The 22,940-nt window shown below is 69.3% G+C and carries 20 protein-coding genes; 8 read left to right on the forward strand and 12 right to left on the reverse strand.

The genetic code is table 11. The features are described 5' to 3' along the window. Window positions 1-18 precede the first annotated feature (18 nt). The 4 genes from nudC to OHB12_RS17835 all read right to left on the reverse strand — a co-directional run bounded on the left by nudC (window position 19) and on the right by OHB12_RS17835 (window position 9,744). Window positions 19-924 (reverse strand): NAD(+) diphosphatase, encoded by a 906-nt coding sequence (nudC, locus tag OHB12_RS17820; protein WP_327109742.1) that lies wholly within the window; start codon window positions 922-924, stop codon window positions 19-21. 46 nt (window positions 925-970) lie between these two features. Further along, window positions 971-2,026, reverse strand: a complete 1,056-nt coding sequence (locus tag OHB12_RS17825; RefSeq protein WP_327121199.1) for a potassium channel family protein — start codon at window positions 2,024-2,026, stop codon at window positions 971-973. A 146-nt stretch (window positions 2,027-2,172) separates the two neighbouring features. Then, window positions 2,173-6,099 carry an ATP-dependent helicase gene (locus tag OHB12_RS17830; protein WP_327109743.1) on the reverse strand — a complete coding sequence of 1,309 codons (3,927 nt, stop codon included), beginning with the start codon at window positions 6,097-6,099 and terminating at the stop codon, window positions 2,173-2,175. 195 nt (window positions 6,100-6,294) lie between these two features. Then, a complete protein-coding gene (locus OHB12_RS17835) occupies window positions 6,295-9,744 on the reverse strand; it encodes an ATP-dependent helicase (RefSeq protein WP_442799809.1) in 3,450 nt (1,149 codons plus the stop codon). A gap of 72 nt (window positions 9,745-9,816) precedes the next feature. Between OHB12_RS17835 and OHB12_RS17840 the strand changes: the two genes are divergently transcribed. The 8 genes from OHB12_RS17840 (at window position 9,817) to mtnC (ending at window position 17,780) form a co-directional block, all read left to right on the forward strand. Beyond that, the gene (locus OHB12_RS17840; RefSeq protein WP_327109745.1) at window positions 9,817-10,593 is read left to right on the forward strand and encodes an alpha/beta fold hydrolase; all 777 of its coding nucleotides are present in this window, start codon (window positions 9,817-9,819) and stop codon (window positions 10,591-10,593) included. A 4-nt stretch (window positions 10,594-10,597) separates the two neighbouring features. Further along, window positions 10,598-10,903, forward strand: a complete 306-nt coding sequence (locus tag OHB12_RS17845) for an MGMT family protein (protein ID WP_327109746.1) — start codon at window positions 10,598-10,600, stop codon at window positions 10,901-10,903. A 46-nt stretch (window positions 10,904-10,949) separates the two neighbouring features. Continuing rightward, window positions 10,950-11,705 (forward strand): VOC family protein, encoded by a 756-nt coding sequence (locus OHB12_RS36375; RefSeq protein ID WP_442799810.1) that lies wholly within the window; start codon window positions 10,950-10,952, stop codon window positions 11,703-11,705. Between the two features lie 82 nt (window positions 11,706-11,787). After that, window positions 11,788-13,530: an NTP transferase domain-containing protein gene (locus OHB12_RS17860; protein ID WP_327109747.1), complete on the forward strand. Its 1,743-nt coding sequence runs from the start codon at window positions 11,788-11,790 to the stop codon at window positions 13,528-13,530. 875 nt (window positions 13,531-14,405) lie between these two features. Further along, window positions 14,406-14,756 carry a DUF1330 domain-containing protein gene (locus tag OHB12_RS17865; protein WP_327109748.1) on the forward strand — a complete coding sequence of 117 codons (351 nt, stop codon included), beginning with the start codon at window positions 14,406-14,408 and terminating at the stop codon, window positions 14,754-14,756. An 80-nt stretch (window positions 14,757-14,836) separates the two neighbouring features. Next, window positions 14,837-16,483, forward strand: a complete 1,647-nt coding sequence (gene mtnA, locus OHB12_RS17870) for an S-methyl-5-thioribose-1-phosphate isomerase (protein WP_327109749.1) — start codon at window positions 14,837-14,839, stop codon at window positions 16,481-16,483. Beyond that, on the forward strand, window positions 16,480-17,055 hold the full coding sequence (locus OHB12_RS17875; protein ID WP_327109750.1) for a 1,2-dihydroxy-3-keto-5-methylthiopentene dioxygenase: 576 nt from the start codon (window positions 16,480-16,482) through the stop codon (window positions 17,053-17,055). Before mtnA ends, OHB12_RS17875 begins: the two co-directional genes overlap by 4 nt. Continuing rightward, the gene (mtnC, locus tag OHB12_RS17880) at window positions 17,052-17,780 is read left to right on the forward strand and encodes an acireductone synthase (RefSeq protein WP_327109751.1); all 729 of its coding nucleotides are present in this window, start codon (window positions 17,052-17,054) and stop codon (window positions 17,778-17,780) included. The genes OHB12_RS17875 and mtnC overlap by 4 nt, the downstream gene beginning before the upstream one ends. Window positions 17,781-17,922: 142 nt before the next feature. Here the strand turns inward: mtnC and OHB12_RS17885 are convergent, their stop codons facing one another. The 8 genes from OHB12_RS17885 to OHB12_RS17920 form a co-directional block, all read right to left on the reverse strand. Further along, on the reverse strand, window positions 17,923-18,147 hold the full coding sequence (locus tag OHB12_RS17885) for a hypothetical protein (protein ID WP_327109752.1): 225 nt from the start codon (window positions 18,145-18,147) through the stop codon (window positions 17,923-17,925). 194 nt (window positions 18,148-18,341) lie between these two features. Further along, window positions 18,342-18,740 (reverse strand): hypothetical protein, encoded by a 399-nt coding sequence (locus OHB12_RS17890; RefSeq protein WP_327109753.1) that lies wholly within the window; start codon window positions 18,738-18,740, stop codon window positions 18,342-18,344. After that, on the reverse strand, window positions 18,737-19,045 hold the full coding sequence (locus OHB12_RS17895) for a WXG100 family type VII secretion target (RefSeq protein ID WP_327109754.1): 309 nt from the start codon (window positions 19,043-19,045) through the stop codon (window positions 18,737-18,739). The genes OHB12_RS17890 and OHB12_RS17895 overlap by 4 nt, the downstream gene beginning before the upstream one ends. A 39-nt stretch (window positions 19,046-19,084) precedes the next feature. Beyond that, complete coding sequence (locus OHB12_RS17900; protein ID WP_327109755.1) at window positions 19,085-19,423, reverse strand: WXG100 family type VII secretion target; 339 nt, start codon at window positions 19,421-19,423, stop codon at window positions 19,085-19,087. A gap of 406 nt (window positions 19,424-19,829) precedes the next feature. After that, a complete protein-coding gene (locus OHB12_RS17905) occupies window positions 19,830-20,585 on the reverse strand; it encodes an MspA family porin (RefSeq protein ID WP_327109756.1) in 756 nt (251 codons plus the stop codon). 144 nt (window positions 20,586-20,729) lie between these two features. Further along, window positions 20,730-21,284: an MspA family porin gene (locus OHB12_RS17910; RefSeq protein WP_327109757.1), complete on the reverse strand. Its 555-nt coding sequence runs from the start codon at window positions 21,282-21,284 to the stop codon at window positions 20,730-20,732. A 383-nt stretch (window positions 21,285-21,667) separates the two neighbouring features. Beyond that, window positions 21,668-22,006, reverse strand: coding sequence for a hypothetical protein (locus OHB12_RS17915; RefSeq protein ID WP_327109758.1), 339 nt, complete (start codon window positions 22,004-22,006; stop codon window positions 21,668-21,670). Further along, window positions 22,003-22,431, reverse strand: coding sequence for a hypothetical protein (locus OHB12_RS17920; protein WP_327109759.1), 429 nt, complete (start codon window positions 22,429-22,431; stop codon window positions 22,003-22,005). Before OHB12_RS17920 ends, OHB12_RS17915 begins: the two co-directional genes overlap by 4 nt. Window positions 22,432-22,940 lie beyond the last annotated feature (509 nt).

A 22,940-nucleotide genomic window follows, 5' to 3' on the forward strand; every position in this document is an offset into this window, starting at 1 on the left:
AACAGCCCGTGCGAGGGCTCAGTCGATCGCTGCCCAGGATTCGACGATGGTGCGCGCGATGGAGATCGAGCCCGGCAGCAGCAGCCGCTGGCCTTCGCCCCGCGCCGACCAGTCCCCCACCGCCAGGGCTTCGCGCACCTCGGCGCGGGTGAACCAGTGCGCCTCGGCGATCTCCCCGTCGGAGAAGGCCAGCGGCTGATCGGGATCGGCGACCGCGGCGAAGCCGACCATCAGCGACCGCGGGAACGGCCACGGCTGGCTGCCCAGGTAGCTGATCTCGCGCACGTCGAGGCCGACTTCCTCGCGCATCTCCCGCTCGACGCAGCGTTCCAGCGACTCGCCCGCCTCGACGAACCCGGCGAGCAGCGAGAACAGCGACTTCGGCCAGCTGTGCTGCCGGGCGAGTAGCACCCGCTCGCCGCCGTCGTGGATCAGGCAGATCACCGCGGGATCGATGCGCGGGAACTCCTCGTAGCCGCCCTCGGTGATCCGCGACCATCCGGCCTTGGACGAGGCCGTCAGCGCGCCGTCCGCGCCGTTGAACCCAGCCTTGTCATGCCAGTTCAGCAGTGCGATCGCAGTGGAGAGCAACCCGGCGGTACGGTCGTCGATACTGCCGCCCGCCAGCGCGCGCAGATCGGTCAGCGTGCCCTCGAGCTCCGGATCGCGCACCGCCCACAGGTGAATGCCGTCCTCGACACCCAGGAACACCGCGGTGGGGCTTGGCTCGGCGGACAGCTCGACAGCCGTTTCCATGACCAAGGCGCCGTTGTCGAAGCGCACCTGCCCGCGCCGGTTGACCCGCAGCAATCTCGCCTGGCCCCAGCCTTCCTTCAGAGCCTGGGCGTCGCCCCGGATCTCCTCGGCCCGGTCGATCACGGAACGGGACAGCAAAGGAACACCATTGAGTTGAAATGCCGGCACGCTTCGAGACTATCGCGCCCGAGTTACCGGCCCGCTCGCGCCGCTGTCACTTGCCCACCCTGCGGATGTACAACAGTTTGTCGCCCGCCTCGATCGCATCGACCTCGGGCTCGCCGACACGCACCAACACCCCGTCGCGCACCACCCCGAGCACGATGTCGCTGAGATGCCGTGGCGAGCCGCCGATCTCGGACGGCTCCACCTCGCGTTCGGCGACCGCGAAGCCGTGCTCGGGCGTGAGCAGGTCCTCCATCACCTCCACCACGGTCGGCGTGGTCGTCGCGATCCCGAGCAACCGGCCCGCGGTCTCGGAGGACACCACCACCGAGTCGGCGCCGGACTGCCGCACCAGGTGGGTGTTCTCCGCCTCCCGGATCGCGACCACGATCTTGGCGGCCTTGTTCAGCTCGCGGGCGGTCAGCGTGACCAGCACGGCGGTGTCGTCGCGGTTGGTGGCGACCACGACCGCGGCGGCGTTCTGCACACCGGCCAGCCGCTGCACGTCGGACTGGGTGGCCGACCCGTGCACTGTGACCAGTCCGGCGTTCGCGGCCGCCTCCAACACGACGACGTCGGTGTCGACCACGACGACATCGGCGGGATGCACACCGTCACCGAGCATGGCGTCGATCGCGGTCCGTCCTTTGGTGCCGTATCCGACGACCACGGTGTGATTGCGCACGCTGTGCCTCCATCGCTGAATCTTGAAAGCCTGCCGGGAACGCTCCGTCAGCACGCCGAGCGTGGTTCCGACGAGCACGATGAGGAACAGGATGCGCAGCGGGGTGATGATGACGATGTTCACCAGCCGTGCTTCGGCCGTCACCGGGGCGATATCGCCGTACCCGGTGGTCGACAGCGACACTGTCGCGTAGTAGATCGCGTCCAGGAACGACAGTTCGTCGCCCGAGTTGTCGTGGTATCCGTGGCGACCGAGATACACCACCAGCGCGGCCAGAAACAGCAGACTGACCGCGAACAGCACCCGCCGGGTCAGCGAAATCCATGGACTGGTCCGGACTTCCGGGATGCGCAGTACGCCGACCAAAGCGAAGTGCGGGCGGCTCGACAGCTCGAGGCCGCGTGATCGGTCACCGAACACCTGACCCACCCGTCTTATCGTTGCTCGTGTCGGTCATGCACTCCTCGTCCCTCCGGCGCAGTGTCTATTTTTGCAGCGCCCGCGGCACTGCGTGTTCGCGGGCTGTGTTTTCGGCCGCGCGGGCGCGGCGGTGTTCGCGCGGCAGATCAAACAGCACCCACGCTCCTGATCAGCTCGGCCAGTTCGCCCGGACCAGCCAGCGTCGCGGGCGCGATGGTGCGCCCGGTGCGCACATAGTGGAACGCGGCCCCGATCCGGTGCAGCATCTCCTGCTCGGACCGGCCCTCCTGCGCGGCCATCAGCCGGGCCCAGGCCAGGCGGTAGACGGCCAGCTGCATGGCGACCGCGGGTTCCTCGGCGGCGGTCGGCTCGGCGCCGGTCTTCCAGTCGACCACGACCCAGCCGCCGCCCGGTTCGGCGAACACCGCGTCCATCCGCCCTCGGATCACGGTTCCCGCGATCGAGGTCTCGAACGGGACCTCGACCTCGATCGGGCTGCGGTTCGCCCATGGCGAATTGAGGAACGTGTCCTGCATCGCGGTCAGCTCGGCATCCAGGCCCGCGTCGGCCGCGCCGCCGTCGGCCGCGCCGGGCAGTTCGTCCAGGCCCAGCAGATGGGTGGCGCCGAACCACCGCTGCACCCAGGCATGGAACGCGGTGCCGCGGCGAGCCAGCGGATTCGGCGGATAAGGCAGCGGACGGCGAAGGCGCGCGGCGAGTTTCGCCGGGTCGGCGCGCAGTTCGACCAGTGCCGTCGCCGCGATCTGGCCGGGAAGCTCGACCGCTTCGGCGGCGGCAGCGGCCGCCTGGTGTTCGGCGAGCAGAGCGTCGACGTCGGCGGCCCAGCCCTCGGGATCGTCCGGGTCCTCGGGCGGGTGCGTGAAGCGTGGGTCGAACGCGTGATCGTCGGCCGACAGGTATTCCTCGACCGGATCCGGCGGCACAGCCTCGCCGTAGCCGAGCTCGAGATCCGCGTACGGGTCGATGTATTCCCTTGTGGCGGAGTCGAAATCGGGATCGTCCGCGAACTCTTCCATCAGGTCCGGGGGGAGCTCGTCGTCGGGCGGGTAGTACTCGGGGTCGCCGATGCGACCGTGATCGTCCTGGTCTGCCGTTACGTCGTCAGTGGTCGACGTCGGGATCGGGTCGAAAGCGAGGGTGAGCTCCTCGGCGCGGCGGGCCGCGGCGGTGCTGTGCGCATCCGGTTCGTGTGCCGTGGCTTGCGTCACGGAGGCCGGGCGGGCCCGAAGCTCGGCAAGGGCAGTGCGGACCAGCGCGGCGCCCTGCTCGATGGGGTCGCGCCGGACGCCGAGCGGATCGCGTGGCCAGTGCGCGGTGGCCGGGTTGTCGGTGAAGGGGTTGACCGCGTCGGCAGCGGGCGGGTCGTCCCAGCGGTCGATCGCCAGGGCGCCGTTCGCCGGACTGTCGGGATCTTCGCTCGCGCGCTTCAGCTCCAGTAGAAAGTCCGAAGGCCCCTTGGGCGAGGTTCCGGTTTCGGCCCAGTGGTGGGCCGAAACGAGAAGGACGCGTTCGGTTCTGGTGAGCGCGACATAGAACAGTCGGCGCTCCTCGTCGATCCGGCGACGCTCCAGCGCCTCCTTATGCGCTTTGATCGCCCGTTCGAGGTCGGCGCGGTCGTACAGGTCGGTGAGATCGAGAACCGGGACGCCCTCGGCCGCGTCGTCCTGCTTGCGGTCGCCACGCAGCGTCGTCGGTAGCTCGGCGAGCGCACCGAGCCACGTGCCGGAACCTACTTTCGACGGGAACACACCGTCCACCACATGCGGAACCGCGACGACCGCCCATTCCAGGCCCTTGGCAGCGTGTACGGTCAGCACCTGCACCCGATCCCGGGCGACCTCCACTTCCCCCGGCTGCAGCCCGTTCTCGACCTCCTCCGCGGCGGCGAGGAACGCGAGCAACCCACCCAGCGAGGCGCCGCTATCGGCGGCGTATCCGGCAACCACCTCGGCGAACGCGTCCAGATGCTCACGCCCGGCGCCCGTACCCACCATCGCTCGGCGCGCCTGAGTCTCCACACCCACACCGATGGTGCGTTCGACATCCGCGACCAACTCCGCCAACGATTGCCCGCTACGCTCACGCAGCGCGGCCAACTCACGCCCCAGCGCTTCGAGTCGGGCGAAGCCGGCCGCCGAATACTGCTCCGCCGGGCCGGGATCGGCGATCGCGTCCGCCAGCCCCGCCTGTTCCGCGGGTTCGGGAGCCACCTCACGCAGCGCGGCGTCGAGTGCGGCGCTGTCGGCGATCTCGGCCGCGTTCTCCTGTGCGGGGCGCCTGATCGACAAGTCTCGGGCCCGTCGGGCGAGCGCGGCGACGTCGGCGACGCCGATGCGCCAGCGAGCACCGGTCAGCACGCGCATGGCGGCGCTGCCCGCACCGGGCTCGGCGACCAAACGCAGGGTTGCGACGATGTCGGCGACCTCCGGCGTGGCCAGCAGACCGCCGAGTCCGACGATCTCCACCGGAAGTCCCTGCTCGCGAAGTGCTTCCGCGAGCGGCGCGGCATCGGCATTGCGGCGCACCAGCACCGCCGACGTCGGCGGCTCCTGTCCCGCCCTGCGCCGGGCCGACCATTCCGCGGCAATCCGCTCGGCCACCCACTCACGTTCCTCGGCAACAGTTCCGGTCAGCGCCAAGGCCACGACACCCGGTCCCGCGTCGGGTTTGGCGCGCAACGCGTCGACGATCACGCCGCCCGCCTCGATCGCGATGCGGCGCAATGGTTCCGCGACGAAGTTCGCCAACGTCAGCGCCTCGGGCGGGTTACGCCAGCTGGTCAGCAGCGGCAGCGTCGGAGCGGGAACACCGGGCGCGCTGGGGAAGTCGGTGGCGAAGCGGGGCAGGTTCGCCGCCGACGCGCCGCGCCAGCCGTAGATCGACTGCATCGGGTCGCCGACGGCGGTCACCGCGAGACGCTGTGCATCGAGGAGCCGACCCCGTCTCGACGAACCAGGGATCGGGTCGCCCGCACCGGCACGCAGCGATGGCGAGTCCCCCATCGGCGAATCCGGGTGCTTTGCGACGCGCTGCGACGACGGGGCCGTGTACCGGTCGTGGCCGCCGGGGCGGGTGGGCCCGTTCTCGGGCATGGACTCCCGCGACGTGGGTCCTGGCTCGGGGTCCGTCACCGACTCGGGGGCTCCGCCGAACAGCGCGGCCAGCAGAACACGCTGGGCATGGCCGGTGTCCTGGTATTCGTCGAGCAGGACCAGCCGAAAACGGGCACGCTCGACGGCGGCGACTTCAGGATGCTCGGCGGCCAGCCGCGCCGCGAGCGACATCTGCGCGCCGAAATCCAGCGCGCCGCGGCGGTGCAGCGCATCGGCGAGCTGCTGCACCAGCGGAAGCAGGGCGACCCGTTCGCGCTGCACCTGCAGAATGTTCAACAGTGCCTGGCTGGGCCCGCCGCGCTGGCGCGGACCCGCGGGCAGCGTGTGCACCAGCTTCGCCAGCTCGGTGTGCGCCTCAGCCAACTCCTCGGCCTCCACCAGGTGCTCGGCCAGCTGCCCGGACAACGCGAGCACCGCCTCGGTGACCGACACCGGCGTGCGATCGGTATCCAGGTCACCATCCCAACCGCGGACGACTCGGTGAGCCAGCTGCCAGAGCTGGGTCTCGGTGAGCAGCGTCGCGGAGGGTTCCACCGGAAGCAGCAGCCCGTGCTCGGTGAGCAGCCTGCCCGCATACGAGTGATAGGTGCTGATCTCCGGTTCCGCTCCGGCCAGCTGGGCTCGCAACTGTCCGGTCGGGTCGAGTTCGCGCAGCAGCGGCGCACCGGCGAGCCGGGCGAGTCTGGTGCGGATGCGGGCGGTCAACTGCTGCGCGGCCTTACGCGTGAAGGTCAGCCCGAGCACCTCGTCGGGCAGCACGAGCCGGTTCGCGACCATCCACACCACGCGTGCGGCCATCGTCTCGGTCTTGCCCGCGCCCGCGCCCGCGACCACCAGGGTCGGGCCCGGCGGAGCCGCGATCACGGCGGCCTGCTCATCGGTCGGCGGGGGCAGACCGAGCGCTTCCGCCAGCCGGTGCGGTGTCACCCGGTCGGTCATGGCCGCGCCTCGCCGACGATCCGCCGCGCCGGGTCCGAGTGTGCGGCGCCCACGGTCGGCTCGGTCATGTCCGCGCCTCGCCGACGCTCGGCTCCGACATGACCGAGAACTCGGCTGTTCCCGTGGTTCGCTCGCTGCGCTCGGCTGTGCCCGTGGTTCGCTCGGTGCGCTCGCCTGTGCCCGTGGTTCGCTCGCTCACTCGTCGGTCACCTGTCTTCCGCGATCCTGCACAGGGCAGCTGCCGGCCACCGCGCAGTGGCGGCAGCCGTCGTTGCGCATGGCGATGTAGCTCGGGCCCTGAGTGGCCGCGGCGGCTTCGTGAATCGTCGTGCGCCACTTGTCGAGTGCCTCGGCATCCAGCGCGGGCTGCATACGCTGAGTCGCGCCCTCCTTGCTGCTCGGTTTGGCGACGTAGACCAGGCGGGCCCCGCCGGGCTCGCCGATCGGTTCGGTTCCGCCCGTGGCTTCGGATTCGACCGCCGCGTCGAGGGCTCCGGTGGCGGCCGCCACCTGGTAGGTCGCCAACTGGGCATGGTCGACGGCGGCCTGCTTCGTGACCGGCGACTTTCCGGTCTTCACATCCACGATCACGAAGCGCCCCAGTGCATCTCGCTCCAGCCGGTCGACGCGGCCCCGGATTCGCACGGCGGGTTCGTCTTCGGTCCGGGCAGGCAGCACACAGTCGACCGGAACCTCGACCCCGGCCTGGGTGAGTTCGCTGCGGGTGTTGCGCACCCAGGCCATGAACGTCTCCAGCATGGCCTCGGTGCGGCGCAGCTCCTGCCGGGAGTGCCAGCCCGAACCGGGATCCACCGCCCGCCATGCGCGGTCCAGCGCCGCTCGCACCTGCGCCTCGGGTACTTTGCCCGCAAGCGCCTGCACCAGCGTGTGCACCAGGTTGCCCTTCACGGCATGCGGATTGTCGCCGTCGGTGCCGCCGTGGCGTTCCAGCGCCCAGCGCAGCGGGCAGGTGCGCAGCAGCTCGACGGTGGAAGGCGAAAGGCCCACCGTGCCTTCGTCTTCAGCCCACAGCGGACGCTGCGAGCTCAGTTCGGCTGTGCCGTACCAGTCGTCGGGATGGGTGCCACGCACGCCCGCGTCCGCGAGGCGCGCCAGCTGATGCGCGGCACGCCGCCTGCGCCGCGGGTCGGCGTCGGGATCGCACACCACGCCGCGCAATTCGGCCACTAGCGAGTGCATCACCAGGGCACGGCCGGGATCGACGACCGGAAGCGCGCCGGACTCACTGTCGTCGTCGTGTCCGAGCAACTCGGTGAGGAACCGCGACGGCACCAGATCCCGTTCGCCGGACACCGACTCCACGGCGGTCACGAGCAGGGATCGGCGGGCCCGGCTGCACGCGACGAGCAGCAACCTGCGCTCCTCGGCGAGGATCGGAGCCGCGCGGCTCACCCGCTCCCCCGCATCGACCACGCCCGCGGTGAGGTCGACCAGGTCCTCGGTGTGCAGCAGGGTGCCGCGCGACCGCGGGTTGGGCCAGATCCCTTCCTGCACCGCCGCGACCGCGACCACATCCCACTCCCGGCCCGCGGCGGCGTGCGCGCTCAGCAGTGCCACCGCCGCACCCGGCGCGGTGCGCGGTGCGGCGTCGTTCGGGATCTCCTGCTGGAGCAGGTAATCGACGAAACCTTCGATACTCGCCCGCGGCAACCGGTCGACATAGGCGGCGGCTGCGTCGAACAGTCCGACTGCCGCGTCCAGATCGCGGTCGGCCTGCATGCCGACCGCGCCGCCGCGCTCGGATTGCGCCACCCAGCGCCGCTCGAGCCGGGAGCCGGTCCACAGCGCCCACAGCACGTCCTCCAGGCCCGCGCCGCGCCTGCGCGCCTTGCGCGCCCGGTCCAGCGCGTCGAGCACCCGGCGCAGCGGTGCCGCCTCGACCGGGGTGAGCCCGTCCAGGATCGCCAGGTCGCCGGACCCGATCAGCAGGTCACGCAGCACCTGCGCGGAGGGGAGGTCGATCTCGCCGCTGCGACCCGGCGGCTGTTCGTCGCTCGTGGATCGGGCCCCGCCGGAGGTCGGTGCCTCCTCGGACCCGTTGCGTGCCAACTCCAGCACCGCGCGCCGGACGCCGCGCCGCAATCTGCGCAACGCGATCTGGTCCGCGCCGCCGAGCGGCCCTGCCAGCAGATCGAGAGCGTCCTCCGGCTCGAAGTCCGGTTCCGCGCCGTGCTCGCGCGACGCCTCCCCGGCCAGCACCGCGCGAAGCGACAGCAACATCCAGGCCGCGCCGCGCCTGCGCGCCAGCGGAGTGTCGAGCGCGGGCTGCTGCACCGGCACGCCCGCCGCCAGCAGCGCGCGCCGCAGCGGCGCCAGCGACAGCGGCACCGAACGGACGATCACCGCCATCCGCGACCACGGCACCCCGGCGGTGAGGTGCGAGCGGCGCAAATGGTCGGCGATGAGCGCGGCCTCCTTCGCCGGGGTGGCGAGCACGCGGACCCGCACCTCGGTGCCGTCGTCGTCCGGTTCGGTCGCGCCGCGCGGCAGGGGAAGGCGCTGCGGCGCCGCGCCGGGCAGGCGCGCCGCGATGCGCGCGACCGCGAGCCGCACCTGGCCGCTGAAACGATGGTTTTCTCGCAGGACGACGCGCTGGCTGTCCGGCGCGTCCAGGTCGGCGAGGAAGCGAGCGTCGGCGCCGCGGAAGGCGAAGACAGCCTGATCGGGATCGCCCGCGATCACCGTGGTCCGCGCGCTGTGCCCGATCGCCTTGACCAGGATCGCCGCCTGCGGGTCGAGGTGCTGTGCGTCGTCGACGAAGAGGTATCGAATTCTGGTTCGTTCCGCGGCAAGCAGATTCGGGTCGGCGGCCAGCGCGTCCAGCGCCGCGCCGACCAGTTCGGCGGCATCCAGCGCGGGCGCCGTCGCCTCCGGCGCCTCCACGCCGACCGACCAGCGCAGCAGCATCGTCTGCTCGTAGCGGATGGCGAACCTGCCCGCCGCCACCCATTCCGGCTTGGCGCGCTCGCGCCCGAGCCGCACCAGATCCTCCGGCCCGATACCGCGCTCGGTGGCCCGGAGCATGAGGTCACGCAACTGCTCGGCGAACCCGCCGAGCGCGAGCGCGGGCCGCAACCGCTCCGGCCACTGTCCTGGCGCGCCCTCGGCAATATCGGCCAGGTCACCGCGCAGCATCTCGCGCAGCACCGCGTCCTGCTCCGCACCGGTCAGCAACCGCGGCGGCGGATTGCCGTGCGCCGTGGCGTGCCTGCGCAGGACCGAGAAGGCATACGAGTGCAGCGTGCGCACCAGCGGCTCACGGGTAGCGCCGGGCACTCCGCCCTCGGCGCCGGGTTCCGGCCCGGACAACCGCGCCGTAACGGCATCGCGCACGGCACTTGCCGCCTGCTTCGAATGGGCGAGCACCAGCACCGATTCGGGGTCGGCCCCGTCCGCGATGCGCGCAGCGGCGACGTCGACCAGCAGGGCCGTCTTGCCCGTACCCGGTCCGCCGAGCACCTGCCAGGGCCGCCAACCCGAACGGGTCGGCCCCGCCTCGGCCGAGGCGTCCACCAGCGCGCGAACGTCGGCGCCCCACACCCGCGCCGGGGGCGCCACCACATTCCGGCGAACAAGTCGCACCGCGCCATCCGATCGCACCACGCGGGCTATTGCAACAGACACGACCGACACGCCGTCACACCCCTCCGCACGACTCGCCCTGCGCCCGATTCCCGCGCAGGTCAAAATGGACCGGTGTCTGTATTGAATGTCCACCGGTTCGGTCCCGCGTCGGGACCGGTGGTGCTCGCCCTGCACGGCGTGACCGGCCATGGCAAACGCTGGGAAGACCTGGCAAACCGGCACCTGCCCGACGTCCGCGTCCTCGCCCCAGACCTGCGCGGACACGGTCGCTCGACGCCGCTGCCGCCGTGGAACTTCGAGACCGTCGTCGCGGACCTGATCGAGCTGCTCGCCGCGGAGGCCGACGGACCGGTGGTGGTGGTCGCGCACTCGTTCGGCGGTGCGTGTGCACTGCATCTCGCCCACAGCCATCCGGAGCTGGTGCGCTCGCTCGTGCTGCTCGACCCGGCCATCGCGCTGGAACCGGAGTTGCTCAACGAGATCGCGCTGTCCACGCTTGTCTCGGCCGACTACGACAGCACCGAGGAGGCCCGTCAGGACAAGCTCGGCACCGGCTGGGGCGACGTGGAGCCACGCCTGCTCGAGGCCGAACTCACCGAACATCTGATGCCCACCGCGGACGGACGTTTCGGGTGGCGGATGAGCCTGCCCGCGATCACCTCCTACTGGGGCCAGCTGGCGCGCCACTGGGTGTTGCCTCCCGCCGACCTGCCGACGGTGCTGGTGCAGGCGATGAAGGTCGACCCGCCTTTCGTCACGCCGGAGTTCCGCGCGGCGCTCACCGCGCGCATGGGCGAGAGCCTGGCCGTGCACGATTGGAATTGCGATCACATGGTCACCCAGGCGCATCCGGCCGAGACCGCCGAACTCGTCCGCTCGGTACTCTGATTCGATGCCCACCACCGATGCTCAGGTCGAGCAGGTGCGCGCTCTGGTGGCCTCGATCCCGGTGGGCCGGGTGGCTACCTACGGTGACATCGCCGCGGCGGCGGGGCTGTCCACCCCGCGCACAGTGGGCTGGATCATGCGCACAGACGCCGCCGACCTGCCCTGGCATCGGGTGATCGGCGCGGGCGGCAAGCCCGCCGCGCATGTGGCCGGCCGCCAGCTGCGGCTGCTCGCCGAGGAGGGCGTGCCGATCCGGGACGGGCGAGTGGACCTGCGCGCCGCACGCTTTCCGTTCCTTTCCACGCGCTGATTCGAAAGACTTCCGGGCCGGGCACGCGCCCAGTACCGTTGATTTCATGTCCACCCGCCTGGTATGTGTCGTGTTCGACGCGGACCAGCCGCGGTTCGTCGCGGACTTCTGGGCCGAACTGCTCGGCTGGCCCGTAACCCTCGACCGCTCCGACGAAGTGAACGTCGCGGCGCCCGATCCCGACGGCCTCGACATCGCCCTCGCCTTCCTGCCTGCCGCGTGGGCGAAGAGCGGCAAGAACCGCATGCACCTCGATCTGGCCAGCCGCTCGATCGACCATCAGCGCACCCAGGTGGACCGGGCACTTGCGCTCGGTGCGCACCCCGTCGACATCGGCCAGGGCGCGGTGCCATGGGTGGTACTCGCCGATCCCGAGGGCAACGAGTTCTGCGTGCTGGAGCCGAGGGACGAGTACGTGGACACGGGCGCCGTGGCGGCCATGGTGGTCGACACGCGCGACCCGGCGCGTCTCGCCGAATTCTGGACAGCCGCCTCCGGCTGGCCGGTCACGCACCGCGATGCGCGGGTGACCGGTCTGCGTTCGGCAACCGGCCTCGGCTCCTGGCTGGAGTTCGTGCACACAGCTGACCACAGGTCCGGCCGAACCAGGCTGCACCTGGATCTCACCTCGTTTCCGGCCGATGACCAGGCCGCGGAGGTGGCCAGGCTCCGCGCCGCCGGTGCGACACCGCGCATGCCGAGCGCCGCGGATTCCGGCCGTGCCGACTGCCTTGCGCTCGCTGATCCGGAAAGCAACGAGTTCCGTCTGCGTCGGCCGGTCCGCGACTGGTCGACCGCGTGATCCACGCCGTCCGCTGCCCGGCTTTCCGGTAGCGACGAATTAGCATGTCCGCCATGGTGCACCTAGCTCGAGGTCGTGGCGTGTGACGGCCGCCGACGCGATCGTGCTCGCGGGCGGCCGGGCCAGCCGGATGGGTGGCGTGGACAAACCCGCCATCATCATCGGCGGTCGCTCCATGCTCGAGGCGGCGCTGGCCGCGGTAGCCTCCTGCACGCACACCGTGGTGGTCGGACCGCACCGTCCCGAGCTTCCCCCCGAGATCAGGCAGGTCAGGGAGGTGCCGCCGGGGTCGGGGCCGGTGTCGGCGATCGGCGCGGGGCTGCGCGCCCTCGGGTCGGCCGCGCCGCTTGTGGTGGTGCTCGCGGCCGATCTGCCGTTCCTTTCGGAGTGGACGATCGGCGAACTCGCAAGGCACACCATGGAATCCGGCGCGGACGCGGTGTTCGCGGCCGACGAGTCGGGGCGCCCGCAGTACCTGATCGGCGTGTGGCGGAGGTCCGCGCTGGCGGCCGCTTTGGACAGGCTGGGCTCGCTGATCAACCAGCCGATGAAGGCGTTGGTTCCGGACGACTCGGCGATCATCGCGCTGCCCGGGGTCGCCGACTGCGACACCGAGGAGCAGGTGCGGCAAGCAAGGGCCGCGGTCGGTACGCCGCGCCAGCAGCCACCGGTGGACCTCGACGAGGCGCGAAACATCCTGCGCGGCACGCTCACCCGGCTCACTGCCTACGAGGCCGACCTGCGGTCGGTGCGCGGCGCCGCACTCGCGAGCCCGCTGACGGCGGCCGGGCCGCTGCCCCGCTTCGACGTGTCCGCGATGGACGGCTACGCCGTGTCGGGCGACGGGCCGTGGCGCCTGCGGCGCGATGTCGGCTTCGCAGGCGGACGGCGTCCGGTCGGGCTGCTGTCCGGCGAGGCGCTGCGGATCGCCACCGGCGCGCACGTACCGGACGACACCACCGGCGTGCTCCGCGACGAGTTCGTCCGCGTCGCCGACGACACCCTTTACCGGCTGCCCGACACTCCGCTCCGCGACGACATCCGCCGCCGCGGCGAAGACCGCGAACTCGGCGATCTCGTTGCGCCGGACGGGACTCCGGTCACCGCGGCGCTGGTCTCCGCGGCAGCGAGCGTCGAGGTCACCGCGGCGCCGGTGCGCGGTCCGGTGCGCGCGCGCATCACCATGACCGGTGACGAAATCCGCAGCGAGGGTCCGCTGCAACGGGGCCAGACACGCGACTCGATCGGACCGATCCTGCCGGAACTGCTGTCCTGGTACGGCATCCGCACCACCGACCGCGTGCACCTGCGCGACACCCCACACGGCTTCGACGAAGTCCTCGCCGCCGCAGCGGATTGCGACCTGCTGGTGATCGTCGGCGCGACCGGCAGCGGCGCCGCCGACCAACTGCGGGCCGCGGTGACCCGTGCCGAGGCCCGGATTCTGGTGCGGCGCCTCCGCCTGCGCCCCGGTGGCTCCACCATCGTCGCCGAACTCGCCTCCGGCACCACCGTTCTCGGCCTTCCTGGTAACCCGTTCGCGGCCGTCGCGACGCTCATGGCATTGGCTCCCGCGATTGTCGCGGGCCGGACCGGCGCAGCCCCGGCACGTCCACTGCGCGGTCCGCTGCGCAACGCGGCCGCGATCGCGGGCCCGGTCGCGCGCGTCGTTCCCGCCCGCGCCGCCGCCGGGGGCGGCTGGCTCGGCGACCCGGCCATCCGCACCGCCCACCTCGGCGGCTTGGTCGACCGCGACGGCCTCGTCATCGTTCCCGTCGATGCCGTCGACGACGCGATCGTCGAATTCCTCCCCCTGCGCGGCTGAGATCGAAGCGGCTCTCGAAAGTTGCTGTGGCGCTTGATCTTCGAGGCGTAGACGAAAGATTCGCCGCTGGGGATTGCGGCGTCGCGACCGCATCCTGTTTCTAGTCCCGATATGAGCGTTCGGAAAAATCAGCGCGGCCGTGCACTTCTTGCGCAAGGCGCTCAGAACGGGTGCCCGACTTGACGGTGTCCAGATTTCGGTACACGCCGCGGGCACGATCGAAGAAAATGGTCTATTCGCCGCCCAGACGACCGTATTCCTTATCGAAACCACTCCCAATAGGCTCTCTACCTGCGGAAATATCACGTTACGGCCGCTAAATCCCATATTTTTCCGGTCCCCTTCCGGAAGCGAAATCTGATGGCTATCGTGTGTGTGGTTAGGCGAATATCAATCACCCGGAAAGGACCGAGTGGAGATGGCTGAAAAGTCTAAGAAAGCGCCTAAGAAAATGCCGAAGCAGATGCCGAGGCAGCAGCAACAACAGCGCCAGGAGCAGGGCATGCCCGAGAGCGCGAATCCCGAAGGCCGCCGGTCGGGCAACCAGCGCCAGTCGGAGACACCCGACCGGCGCGGCGAGCAGGACCGCCGCTACTAACTGATCTGTACCACACCGCGCCGCCGGTTCCCTCCTCCGGGACCGGCGGCGGCGGTCGTGTGGACACCCTGCGCGACCACACGCCGACCGGCACCACCCCACAGCGCAGGACCGATTCAGGATCGAAGCCGTCGAGCGCGAAGCGGAATTCATTGCGAAACAGGCGAATCGGCGCGCACCACGCTTACCCGCGAAGTAATTGCCCGGCTCAGCGGGGCGACCTACGTTCGACTCGGCGTCGCATTCCGGCGGCCGCACCGAACTCGAGGAGCCGATCATGTCCGCCTATGGCTTCGCCCATCTGCGCGGCCGCACGCCGCACGTCGATATCCTCGAGTACCTGGAGCGCATCCAGGCCACCCTCGATCCGTTCGGCGGCCGCTTCGTCATCCACGGACCGCCTACCGAGGTCGTGGAGGGCAGTTGGCCAGGCAGCATGGTGCTGATCGAATTCCCCGGCATGACCGAGGCCCGCGAGTGGTACCGCTCGCCCGCCTATCAGGCGATTCTGCCGCTGCGCGCCGACCACATCGAGGGCGACCTGCTGCTGATCGAGGGGGTCGGCTCGAACTACGACCCGCGCGAACGAGCCGCGAAGCTGCGCGCCGAGGCGGCCGGAGCAGCCTGACGCGGGTGTCGGCCGTCGACCGGCGTCCGATACCGTCGACCAGGCACGACACCGCTCGACGCGACGAAGGATGTTGCCTGATGGACGACAGTTCTCTGCTCTGGGACGACGGTGCGCTCGTCACCATCGACCAGCGCGGACTGCCGCACGAGGCGCGCGAGCTGCGATTGCGCACGGTCGACCAGGTGATCGACGCCATCAAAGTTCTTGCCATCCGCGGCGCGCCTGCCATCGGCATCGCGGGTGCGTTCGGTGTGGTCATCGCCACGGCGGCGCACACCGTCGACGGGGTGGTGGACGAGCAGGCGGTGCAAGCCGAGGCGAATCGGATCGCGGCGGCCCGGCCGACCGCGGTCAACCTGGCCTGGGCTGTCGAGCGGGTACGGGCCAGGGTGGCGCAGGGCGCGGAGGCCGTGCTCGCCGAAACGCTCGACATATTGGCCGAAGACGGCAGGGTGAACCGGGCCGCCGCGGCCAACGCCGCGGACCTGGTGCAGGAACTCTGCCCCGACCGACCGCTGCGTGTACTGACCCACTGCAACACCGGCAGGCTTGCGACCAGCGCGTTCGGCAGCGCCATCGGCGCGTTGCGGGTGCTGTCCGAGCGCGGCGCGCTCGAGCGCGTTCTGGTCGGCGAGACCCGCCCGCTGCTGCAGGGCGCCCGCCTGACCACCTGGGAACTGGCCGAGGCACGCATCCCGCACCGACTGACTGTCGACTCCGCCGCCGCCTGGGCGATGGCCACCGGGCAGGTCGACTGCGTGCTCGTCGGCGCCGACCGCGTGACCGCGAACGGCGACGTCGCCAACAAGATCGGCACGTACTCCCTCGCGCTGGCGGCCCGCCACCACGGCATCCCGTTCCTGGTGGTCGCCCCGGAGTCGACCCGCGATCCGCAGATGACCACCGGCCGCGAGATCGTCGTCGAGGAGCGCGCGGCGGCCGAGGTGACCGGATTCGGCGGCGTGGCAACGGCTCCCGCGGACACCGAGGTCTTCAATCCGGCTTTCGACGTGACGCCGGGCGACCTGGTGACGGCGGTGGTCACCGAGCGCGGCGTGGTGCATCGCTCGGACCCGTCGCACGGCACGGCGATCGCGGACATCGCACGTGAGCTGTACCAGCGCGGCTGGATGCCCGGCACGGCGGGCAACATCTCGGTGCGCACCGGCGAGACCGCCGTCGTCACCGGAAGCGGTCTGGCCAAAGGCGAACTCACCGAGCACGACATGGTCACCGTCCGCGTCGCGGACTCGACCGTGGTGTCCGGCCGCGGTCGTAAACCCTCGGCGGAGACCACGATTCACACCGCCGTCTACCGGACCGGCTCGGCTCGAGCCGTGGTGCACATCCACCCGCCGCACGCCACGGCGCTGGCCACGCGGTCGGCCGTTCGCGACGTGGTGACCACGATTCAGATCACCGACTACGAGCTCATCAAAGGGCTCGGCGGCAGCGATCCGGCCGCCGTCGCCATCCCGGTGTTCCCGAACTGGCCGGACGTGCCGCGCATCGGCGCGGACATCGAGCGCTACCTTCTCGACCACCCCGATACTCCCCCGGTCCTGTTCATCGCGGGCCATGGGATCACCGCGTGGGGGGATAATCTCGCCCAGGCGCGTGATCGTGCCGAATGCCTGGAAGCGCTGTGCGAGCTGGTGTCGCGGACAGGTAGCCCGGCCGCCTTCGGTGCGCGTGACAACATTCTCGAGATTGGACTGGCATGACCCTGCTCCAGGTGATGGCCGCGGACAACGCGGCCGACGTGCGCGTACGTACCACCGACGACGAGCTGATCGGCACCGAATTGGCCAGGCACGGCATCACTTTCGGCCGTTGGCCGGTGGTCGAGAACGCCGCGTCCCGCTCCTCCGACGATCTGTTGGCCCAGTACGCGGCCGAGGTGGCGGAGCTGAACGGGTCGGGGCGCTACCGGCACATCGACATCGCCCGTATCCATCCCGACGACGCCGACCCGCAGTGGTCACAGGTCGCCAGGGGTGCGCGCGCGAAGTTCCTCGACGAGCACCGGCACGCCGAGGACGAGGTGCGTTTCTTCGCCGCCGGGCGCGGCTGCTTCTACCTGCACCTGGATGACGAGGTGCTTGCTGTGGTCTGCGGTGGCGGCGACCTGCTCTCGGTGCCCGCCGGAACGCTGCACTGGTTCGACATGGGCGCGCGCCCGGACTTCATCGCCATCCGCTTCTTCGAGGAGGAGGACGGCTGGGTCGGCGATTTCACCGGCGACAAGATCAGCGCGGGCTTTCCCACCCTCGACGAGCTGCTCACCGCGTCGTGATCAGGGCCGTCGTCGTCGACATCGAGGGCACCACCAGCCCCACCCGTTCGGTCCGCGAGGACCTGTATGGCTATACCCGCGAACGGCTTCCGAATTGGCTGGCCGAAAACAGCTCTACGGCAGCGGAACCCGTGCTCGCCGCGACCAGGGAGCTGACCGGGCGGGCGGACGCCGACCCTGCTGAGGTCGCCGAGATCCTGCGCACCTGGCTCGACTCGGACGTGAAGGCCGAGCCGCTCAAGACCGCCCAGGGCCTGATCTGCGCCGAGGGCTTCCGTGGTGGCGCGCTGCACGGCGAGTTCTTTCCGGATGTCCCGCCCGCGCTCACTGCCTGGCACGCCGCGGGCTTCGCCCTGTACGTCTACTCCTCGGGATCGGTCCGCAACCAACAGGATTGGTTCGCCTTCGCGCGAGGCGGCAGCCTCTCCGAGCTGATCAGCGGATACTTCGATCTGACAACAGCAGGCGGCAAACGCGAATCCTCCTCCTACACGACGATCGCGGGCGCCATCGGCCTCCCGGCCGAGCGCATCCTGTTCCTGTCCGACCACCCGGATGAGCTCGACGCGGCCGTCGCCGCGAACTGGCGAGTCGTCGGCCTGGCCCGCCTCGGCGAGCCCAACCCCCCACGGCCCCCGCACCGTTGGGTCGACACGTTCGCCGACATCGATCCCACCGATCGCGGCGGGATGGTGTTCGAGGCCCGGTATCGGCGTGGTAGCTAGCCGCCAACGGTTGGACTCGAGGCTCTCCGGGCTTCGTGCGTGTGGGGCGGCCGCGGCTACAGGTTGCCGGTCACCCGCCAGTACTCGCCGCGCCGCTGCCGCTCCTCGCTGGTCCCTGCGCGCGGCTGTCTCAGGTGGGTGGTCACGCCTTCTCTCCTCCGCTGACTGGTTGACCGTCTTTGTCGAACCACTGGCCCGTTTTCGGGTCTCGGGTCCAGCCCTCGAATTCGGTGCCCTCCAGGTCGTCGGAGAACCGGCCACCGAAACCAGGTGTAGTTCCTTCGGGTGCAGGTCCGGCCGCGGCGCGGTCCTTGTCGAACTGTTCGAATATCGCTTGATCGCGCGCATATTCCTCGGGGGTATACACCAACCCCGTCGATGAGCGCGACTTCGGGCGCGGTGATCGCCTCGAACGCGACGGCGGCCGCCTCCAGCGCGGCCGGGAACCCGGCTACCGCCCCGGCACGAGCTGTCCGCTCCCAGGTGTCACCCGCGTTCGAAATGGTGGCCGCGTTTCCGTCCGGCACGATGATGCCGATCATTTCAGCCAGACCGATACCCTCATCGACCAGGCCGTTGCCGGGGCCGCCCGCGGACGGTAGCGGGATGTGGCACAAGATCACCGGGGGGGAGCGGCATGGTCGGCCGGGTGGGTAAGGCATCGGTGCCGATGGTGGCGACATGTTCGGCGACGTCGTGGTTGTAGCCGATTTCTTGCAGGATCAGCGCGTACCCGTGGGCGGCAGTGGCGACTTCGGAGACCATGCGCAGGATCTCAGCGGCGCGGTTGTCGTAGGACTCGCCCCACTTCTTCGCATCCGAGTAACTTCCCGCCATATCGGTGGCCTTGGCCATGTTCGGCCACTCGGCATCGACGGCGGCCCAGAACCCGGCGGCGGAGTCCGCGAGCTTGGTCGCGGTGTCGTAATAGGTCGGCACCGCTACGTCGATGACGGTCACTCGGCGACGCCGGTGCCACGTCCGAGCATGGCCGTATTGGCCGCCGATGCGGCCTGGTACTGCTTGCGCGCCGCGGTGGCCGCGGCGCGCATCTTCTGCAGGCCGTCGCGGATTTCGGCGGCGGAAGTAGTCCATTCGGCGTGCGCGGTGGCGTGCGCGTCGGCGGCCGCACCGGTCCAATTGCTCTGGAGGGTGGCCATGCGCTCTTCCACTTCACGCAAGGCATCCTCGGCAAACCCGTTCAGCCCTTCTATGCGGGCAGTCACGGCTTCCAGGTGCGCGAGGTCTACGCGATATTCAGTCATTGATGGTGTCCCCCCAGCGAGTTCGGTCCGGATGTCAGATCAGATCGGGGGCAGGCTCAGCGAGCCGTAGTTGCCCGCGCTGGCGGTGTCGGTAGCGGCGGTGCGGTCGACCACTACGCCCAATAAGTCGGCCATGTCCGCCAGGGCCTCGAACACACCAAGGGCTGCGGTGTGCGTCTCGTCCCACGCCCCGGCATAGGCGGTGGCCGCCATGCCGCGCCAGCTCGTCATCAGACCGTCGACTTCGGCCGATGCCGAGCGCAACCCGCTGATCAAGTTTTGCGCGGTCTGCTGCACGTAGCGCCCGGCATCGGAGACCTGCTCGGGCACCACGACAAACGCCGTGGGGGATGCCGCAGGGGCGGCGGAATCGGTCACGGGAGAACTCTCCTCGGTTCGGCGGTGGTCTCGGAACGTTGGACGCACCAAGAACCACACACGGCTCTGTCCTAGATAGTAGGTGTCCCAACAACTCCCACCACAGCTTGCTTGCTGCAACGCGTTGACCACGCAACGCCAAACACACCGCGCCGGCGAAGCGATCGGCTCGGTGTGCGAACGTGATCCCGACCAGCAACCCGAACCACAGCACCTTGATGATCCCTAGTTACCGACAGCCCGGCCGGTAATCCGGTAGCTATCCCGACGAAAGCGTTGAACCGCGTGGTCAACAGGGGCCTACCGCGGCCGTGTCGCAACGCAATAGCCTGGCCACGGCGCGTGGTTACCGCTGAAGCTAGTGAAGCACAACGGATATCCCGAACGAGCCGACGGGGTACGCCGATCACCCGATGCTGAAGGGCTGTCCCCAGAGGGTTTGCGAAGCGTCCATGACATTGTCCAGCACGACGATCGTCATATACGAACGCGCCTCGGCGTAGCCCGCGCAGCCGTCGATCGACAATGTGTGGTCCACGTACTGCGTAGTACCCGAGGTGCCGGTGAAGTTGTAGGTCTCGATCTGCTTGGTGGCGACCTTGCCCGGTTTCAACTGCAGCGACATATCGGGATCCGCGTACGGCGTGATCCCCGAGCTGTTGGCACTCCCGCCCAAGTCGTAGGTTCCCACGGTCAGGCCGCCACCCCCATTTCCGCCACCGCCCGAGTTGGAGGTGTTTCCACCCCCACCAGACTGGGCATCACCACCGGTTTTGTCCGGTCCCTCACTTTTCGGCTTGTCCGCCGCATCACCGCTGGCGTCGGCGTGCACGCCAGAGCCCAGATCGACCTGGCAGCCGACCAGATAACCGGTCTGAATGCGGCCCCCGGTGACCGTGACACCGGCTGGCGCATCGACACTCACCGAGGTGACGCCGGAAACCCACACGTTGCGGGAGAGCGGACTCGACGCTATCGACGGGGAGACCGTCACGTGCTCCGCACTGCGGTCGACCTGGACGGCCACCCCGTCGCGAGTGGTGAACTGGCCGTGCCCGTCCGGCAGCACCACCTGTGTGTCGGCATCCGCCGAACCCGTCCCGACCAGCATGACGGGCACGCAGGCACACGCCACGATCGCAGTGCACAGCGGACCTCGCACGGCACGTATCCTCTCTCTCCCGATCGACGATCACCGATCTCGTTGCGGCACCGGAATTCGGGAGACCCGGCCGGCACCGGAGCGTATGGAACTCACCCGATGCTGAACGGATCGCCGTACAACGTCACCTCGGCGGAACCGCGCCTATTTGGTCACCGTCAGTGTGGTGAACGCACGAGCCTGCGCATATCCAGCGCACCCATCGACCTGGACACCTCGATCGTGATACTCGAAGCCGACGGCACCGGCTCGAGGATCGATCTGCTTGGTGTCGAACTTCACCTGCGCGACACCACCCGGCACCAGGTTGGATCTTGGGCCCACTTCCGGTGAAACCGAACCCGGGGCCACGTACACGTCACCGCCCACTGTCACTCCACCGGACAGATCGACTTGGCAACCGATCAGGTACCCGGAGACGAGAGTGCCGCCGGTCGCACCGGCGACCGTGGCGTACACGGTGCCCGACATGCTCGCAGTGCGCGACAGACCGTTGTAGGCGAGCGACGGGGAGACCACCGCGCTCTCCCCCGTGCGGCTCAGATCGATCTGCACACCCGTCGCCGTCGTGAAAGCCTGTTGACCGTCGGGCAACGACACCACCGTATCGGCCTGCGCCACATCGTATCCGAGCAGTAATACCGCGAGCCCCGCGCCGACGCCGACGCCGACGGGCAATAGGCCGAACCCAGCAACCAACCTGATCAATCCTTCTGCTCGAACGTCGGCGAACGTCGCCTACGGTTTCTTCCGCAGGTGAACTCCAGCTGGGAGCCGGCATAGGATCGGCTGGGACTTTCGGGGCCGACAACGGGGCACCCTCGTCGGGACGGATCACTTCGCCGTTGAGCAGCTGAGTGGCAAAGGTGCCGACTGCCCCGCGGTCGCTTGAACCGTGGCGGTGGCCGCGGTGCCGCGCCACTCGACATCAGGCCTCGACTCCGGCCGAGGCCGAGCACACTCCGCCGATGAGGTTCTGCGTGGCGAAGTACGGCTCACGTGCGATGCCCGGTGGTGGAATACAAGTGACAGCGATTTACCGCAGCAATCCGAATCCAACTTACTTCCAGCCGGGCAGGGGCTCAGAACATCACGGTACGAGGAGTGTGGAGTTCGGATACCGGGCAGTAATAGAGCTGGAGTGTGTAGCCTCTGCCGATGATAACCCCTACCGGATCGGAGTACTTCCACCCGGCATCGGCTTCCTCGAGCGGACGCCAGCTCACGGTCCCGCCGTCGAATTCCCCGGAAGCAGCCGTGAGCAGGGGAAGCTGTTGTTCCCCGCATTCGCATTCGATCGGAACCGGGTCGGTGATGCCCCAGCAGCCGCCGTAGCCCATGGCCTTCCATCCAGGAGCGTGAGCGGTGTCCCAGTCGTATGCAGCGCTCTCGCCGATTCGCTCGGTCCAAGATTTGATCATTCGGCGAAGATGGTCCGGCAGATCCTCGATGAGAGGGTATTCGGGCACGATCTCTCCCTGTCGAGCTTCTCCCCTTCGCTCTCGCGACGATCCCAGTCCTCGCGGTACCGGCGCATCGCAAGAATGTAGTCGAGATAATCAGTGGGCTGGTCGTAATCATGCTCCAGATCGCACATCGGCCACGGTTCGTCCTCGGGCCAGAGAAGCGGGCCACCGATGGAGCTCTCGTGCACGGTCGGCGTGCCTCGCCGTGGATGAAGTCGTACCGCGGGCTTGGCATACTCGGCGATCTCCGGGAAGAGGTCCACGATGTCATAAGGTCGGGGCGGGGTGGTTCGGGTCATCGGGCCTTCAAGTCTCGTGTTGATCTGCGCAAGTGGTTCTCCATTCCCGAAGGCCGCGATGTAGCCGAGATCGTCGAGCAAGGCCGCTCGCCGCGTGTCCAGTCGATCAGCCTTTGTGGGTCCTGCTTCTTTTCGGCACGATGTAGCCTCGTTCGACGTCGGCGGCTGCAATCCGTTTCATCTAACAGCGACACGGAGCAGCAGGCCAGAATTCCCTGCGGTATTTACAACGCTTTGAGCTTCAGTGGGCCTTTCCAGGTAGCGGATCGCCTGGCGGTGTGAGATGCAGAAAAGACGAAAGTCGTGGTGGTACAAAGTAAGAGCGCAGAGCCCGGGTATGAGGTTGGGGTCACCAAGGACCTAGACGCCGTCGAAAGCGGCCGGCACCGGCAGGCATCCGCGAGCGCCGACCACGATGCCCACCCCTCCACCATGGCTGTATCCCAGCACCGCTCCGAATCGCCCCTTCCCGGTCGGATGCCATTTCCTGACGCTGTGCAAACCTTCAGCGAATTGAATCCCGCTCGGTGAGATGTGTCTGTGGAACCGACACCGAAGCCCGCGAAATCACGTAGAACGGACACCGCCGA

Origin of the sequence: Nocardia sp. NBC_01730 (assembly GCF_035920445.1) — a bacterium.
Classification (GTDB): Bacteria; Actinomycetota; Actinomycetes; order Mycobacteriales; family Mycobacteriaceae; genus Nocardia.